This is a genomic window from Halorussus amylolyticus, assembly GCF_004143485.2.
GTDB classification, from domain to species: Archaea; Halobacteriota; Halobacteria; order Halobacteriales; family Haladaptataceae; genus Halorussus; species Halorussus amylolyticus.
Window position 1 is genome coordinate 261,796 of the sequence record NZ_ML974134.1, and the last position, 4,083, is coordinate 265,878.

At 63.7% G+C, this 4,083-nt stretch carries 6 protein-coding genes and 1 tRNA gene; all 7 read right to left on the reverse strand.

Going from position 1 to position 4,083, the window contains the following annotated elements:
• Nucleotides 1-80: 80 nt before the first annotated feature.
• Nucleotides 81-371, reverse strand: coding sequence for a hypothetical protein (locus EKH81_RS12180; RefSeq protein ID WP_132057722.1), 291 nt, complete (start codon nt 369-371; stop codon nt 81-83).
• 371 nt (nt 372-742) lie between these two features.
• Nucleotides 743-976 carry a DUF7129 domain-containing putative zinc-binding protein gene (locus EKH81_RS12185; protein ID WP_238392175.1) on the reverse strand — a complete coding sequence of 78 codons (234 nt, stop codon included), beginning with the start codon at nt 974-976 and terminating at the stop codon, nt 743-745.
• A gap of 66 nt (nt 977-1,042) precedes the next feature.
• A tRNA-Gln gene (locus EKH81_RS12190) sits at nt 1,043-1,147 on the reverse strand.
• 65 nt (nt 1,148-1,212) lie between these two features.
• The gene (locus EKH81_RS12195) at nt 1,213-1,641 is read right to left on the reverse strand and encodes a metal-dependent transcriptional regulator (RefSeq protein ID WP_132057723.1); all 429 of its coding nucleotides are present in this window, start codon (nt 1,639-1,641) and stop codon (nt 1,213-1,215) included.
• Nucleotides 1,638-2,129, reverse strand: a complete 492-nt coding sequence (locus EKH81_RS12200) for a ferritin-like domain-containing protein (protein ID WP_132057724.1) — start codon at nt 2,127-2,129, stop codon at nt 1,638-1,640. The genes EKH81_RS12195 and EKH81_RS12200 overlap by 4 nt, the downstream gene beginning before the upstream one ends.
• A gap of 138 nt (nt 2,130-2,267) precedes the next feature.
• Nucleotides 2,268-3,479 (reverse strand): Fe-S cluster assembly protein SufD, encoded by a 1,212-nt coding sequence (gene sufD / locus EKH81_RS12205; RefSeq protein ID WP_132057725.1) that lies wholly within the window; start codon nt 3,477-3,479, stop codon nt 2,268-2,270.
• A partial coding sequence (locus EKH81_RS12210; protein WP_202935129.1) for a SufD family Fe-S cluster assembly protein occupies nt 3,476-4,083 on the reverse strand: 608 nt, incomplete at its 5' end. The genes EKH81_RS12210 and sufD, both read right to left, overlap by 4 nt.

The window sequence follows — 4,083 nt, forward strand, 5'->3', positions numbered from 1 at the left end:
TGGGCTGCCGGCCCGCCCCCCCCCCGGGGGGGCGGGCGCCCGCCGCGCCCCCCCCCCGCGGCGCACGACTGCCCGACGAATCAGCCGAACCAACCGCCGACTCGCCGGAGGAGTCGCACGACTGTCGGAAGTTCGGGCCGTTCGTCGCTCGCGTCGGCGCGCGCGACCGGACGCTCCCGAGAGCGGTCGTCGTCCTCGGAGCGGGGACGGCCGCGCTCGCGCGACCGGAACAGGTCGCGGGTCGAGAGCGCGAACAGCGACCCGCATATCACCAGCCAGACGGCCGGGGGCGACCGGGACGCTCGGCGAGCGCAGACGTACCCGACGCCGAGGAGGAGGACTGACGAGCCTGCGAACCACGTCAGCTCCATCGTGAGTCGTCGGTTCGGGTCTCGTCATCTCGATTCGGTGTCGGAACGGGGGGCATTCGCGACGAAAGACGAGACCGAACGGCTTTGTTATGCGTCGCTTGGGGCGCTCGCACCGAGAACAGCGCGAACCTGAACCGAACCCTCGGCCGCGGTAATCGGTCGCTACTGGCTGACGGGCGCGGTTAGGGGCTATCTCGGCGAGACCGTTGATACGGCCGGCCGTTGACCGTCTGCGGGCATAGTGGGGAATTCCACGCAGGACGCGCCGAAACGCCGCGTCCTGTGAACTGACGGCGGCGCGACTGGCGAGTCACTCACCGACGAGCTGACCGAGGCGCTGGAACTCCGCGACGAGTAGCGTCGAGAGTCGGCTACTCCGTCGAGTCGTCGGACTCCGAGGGCGTTGTCTCCTCGGCTTCGGCGTCTATCGACCGGATTTCGTCGGCTCCACAGTCCGGACAGTCGTCGCGCGCGGTGTGAAAGCGTGCGCCGCACGCCGCACACTCGTAGGCGGCCGCCTCGTCGGCGGCGCTCTTGGCGTCCTGCTTGAACTGCTCGACCTGTTTTCCGAGTTCCTTGAAGAGGCCCATGCGTTGGGTTCCCATTCGGAGCGAGAATGGAAAAGGATTGGCGTCGGCTGCCGGTCTCGAATTAATATAAAATATTTTATATAGTCCCGGGCGGATTCGAACCGCCGTCATAGGCTCGCTTCCGTGACGGCTTGTAACCCAGTCACGTCCAAAGGCCCATATGATTGGCCACTACACCACGGGACTGCACTCGATTCTAACGGGACAATCCACTTGAACGTATCGCAATCGAAAGCACGTGGGATGAAGACTCAGTCGGCTTCGCCCTGTCGCATCAGTTCGGCGCACATGTCGGCCTCGGCGTCGAAGCAGTCGGGGCACTGGGGTTCGCGGTCGATGATGGTGTCGAGTCGCTCGGCCACCGTCTCGTCGATGACGCTTTCGAGCGCCTTCGCTTCGGCGGGGAACTCCTCGACTTCGAGGACGTTCTTGAGGAAGCGTTCGATTATGCAGTAGGTCTGGAGCGCCTCGCGGGCGCGGGTCTCGCCGTCGTCGGTGAGGCTGACGCCCTTGTACTTCTCGTGGTCCGCGAGACCGCGGTCCTGTAGCTTACCTATCATCTCGTTGACGCTCGCCGGGCTCACGTCGAGTCGGTCGGCCAGCGTCCCGGTCGATGCCGGTCCGCCTTCCATCCGCTGTACGAGGTAAATCGATTTCAGGTACTGGTCTGCGGTGTTCATTCTCGGGCCTCCATGACCGCGGCGACTTCTTCGACGCCTTCGGCCTCCTCCTCGCGAATCTCCTTCAGGGTGTCGAGGAGTTCCTCGCGGTCGAGACCGAAGGTAGCGTCGTTCGATTCGATGGCTTCGATGAGGTCGTCGTAGAATTTGTACGCGGTCTCCTCGCCGTTGAGTTGGTCGTAGAGGATACCGTCGAAGTCCTCGGGTCGCGTCTGGGCGTAGTGGGCTTCGACCAGCGCTTCGACCTCCGAGAGCGGTACCGGGTCGGCGTCGAGTCGGTCCACGAGCGCTTCGAGGCGTTCGCGGTGGTCGGCCGACTCCTCGCGGGCCTCCGCGAGGAGTTCTTCGATGTCGGCGTCTCGCTCGTCGGGCGAGAGCGTCTCGTAGTGACGAGCCGCCCGCACTTCGACGACCTCCTCCAGCACGACGCCGATTTGGAGCAGGCGGGCGAGTTGGCGGTCGGTCGAGACGCGGTGGCCGACGCTCACGCCGACCACCCACGCTCGAACGGCAGTGCGACAGTCATCGTGGGTAGGTCGGGTGGTCGGGGACTTAACAGATGTGGTTGCTCGCGGTTTCGAGGCCGGTCGCACACTGCGGAGACGAAAAATGAAGGTCCGACCGAATCAGCCGAGTCGCGCGGCGATTTTCTCTTCGAGGTCGTCGCGGAACTCCTCGACCGCAATCTCCTCGAACACCGGGACGAAGAAGCCCTCGACCAGCATGTCCCGCGCGGATTCCGAATCGACCCCGCGAGAGGTCATGTAGAAGAGGTCCTCTTCGTCTATCTGGCCCACGGTCGCCGAGTGGCTCGCCTCGGTGTCGTGGTTGTTGATGATGAGCTTCGGGGAGGCGTCGGCCTCGCTCTCGTCGCTCAACATCAGCGTGTTCTCGCGCTGGTAGGAGTTGGTGTCCCACGCTTCGGTGCCAACGTCCTGAACGCCCTCGTACACCGACCGCGCGGCGTCGTCGAGGACGCCACGGGTCACGAGGTCGGCGGTCGTGTGGGCGGCGTTGTGCCAGACTCGAACCGCGATGTCGAAATGCTGGTCGTTGTGGCCGAAGAAGGCACCGACCGTCTTGGTTTCGGAGCCTTCGCCGTCGAGTTCGGTCTCGACGGACGACTTCGTGAGTCGCGAACCGAGATGGCCTTCAATCCAGTTGACGGTGGAGTAATCGGCCGTCTCGGCACGCTTGAGCGTGTAGTTGTACGTCTCCTCGTCCAAGTCTTGGAGGGAACCGTACTGGACGTGGCTGTTCTCCCCGGCCGCGATTTCCACGATGCCGGAGTAGTAGCGCTCGCCCTCAATCGACTCCCCGGTGTCTTGGCGCTCCAGAATCGTGACCGAACTCGACTGCTCGGTCACGACGAGCGTGTAGTTGAACAGCGACTGGGAGTTCTGCGTGGTTCGGATGGTCACGTCCTCGGCAGCGACGTTCCGCGGGACGTACACGACGGTTCCCGTGCTGAACAGCGCGGTCGAGAGCGCAGTCAGGTAGTTCTCCTCGGGGTCCACGACCGACGCGAAGTGGTCCTTCAGGAGGTCCTCGCGCTCGCTTACGGCCTCCGAGAACGGAAGCACTTCGACCTCGTCGGGTCCGAGTTGGTCCTTCTCCTCGGCCGCGTTCAGCGGGTCCACGAAGCTCTCGTAGTCGAGCGCGTCGAGGTTAGTCCAGTCGCGACCGGGCGTTCGAATCACGTCAGGCATTTCGAGGTCGTCGAGCGCCTCGAGCGCGTCGAGTCGCGTTTCGAGGAGCCAGTCGGGCTCGTCGAGGCTCTCGGAGATTTCTCTGACGGTCTCCTCGGAAATCGTCTCGTGGACTTGGGTCGCAGTCATCCGAGGCTCCCCTCCATTTCGAGTTCGATGAGTCGATTGAGTTCGACGGCGTACTCGATTGGGAGTTCTTCGGTGATGGGTTCGATGAACCCCGAGACAATCATCTGCTTGGCGTCGTCATCGTCCAATCCACGCGACTGGAGGTAGAAGACGTCCTCGTCGCCGATTTTCCCGACCGTCGCCTCGTGGGCGACGTCCACCTTCGACTCTTCGATTTCCATGTACGGCATGGTGTCGGACGTGGATTCGTTGTCGAACATCAGCGCGTCGCACTCGACTGCGGTCGAGGAGTGCTCTGCGCCGTCGGCGATGTGGACCAGCCCGCGGTAGTTCGTACGCCCACCGTCCTTCGAAATCGACTTCGATTCGATGGTGGAGTTGGTGCGCGGGGCGTTGTGGTAGACCTTCGCGCCGGTGTCGATGTCTTGGCCTTCGCCCGCGAACGCGATGGAGATGTGGTTCGCGGAGGCTCCGGGACCCTTCAGAATCGAGCAGGGGTAGAGCATGGTGGCTTTCGACCCCATACTGCCCGAAACCCACTCCATGCGTCCGCCCTTCTCGACGAGCGCGCGCTTGGTGTTGAGGTTGAAGGTGTTTTTCGACC

Bases quoted from the DNA above. Each gene is read 5' to 3' on its own strand.
- EKH81_RS12180 (WP_132057722.1), bottom strand. From the start codon at position 371: ATGGAGCTGACGTGGTTCGCAGGCTCGTCAGTCCTCCTCCTCGGCGTC.
- EKH81_RS12185 (WP_238392175.1), bottom strand. From the start codon at position 976: ATGGGAACCCAACGCATGGGCCTCTTCAAGGAACTCGGAAAACAGGTC.
- EKH81_RS12195 (WP_132057723.1), bottom strand. From the start codon at position 1,641: ATGAACACCGCAGACCAGTACCTGAAATCGATTTACCTCGTACAGCGG.
- sufD (WP_132057725.1), bottom strand. From the start codon at position 3,479: ATGACTGCGACCCAAGTCCACGAGACGATTTCCGAGGAGACCGTCAGA.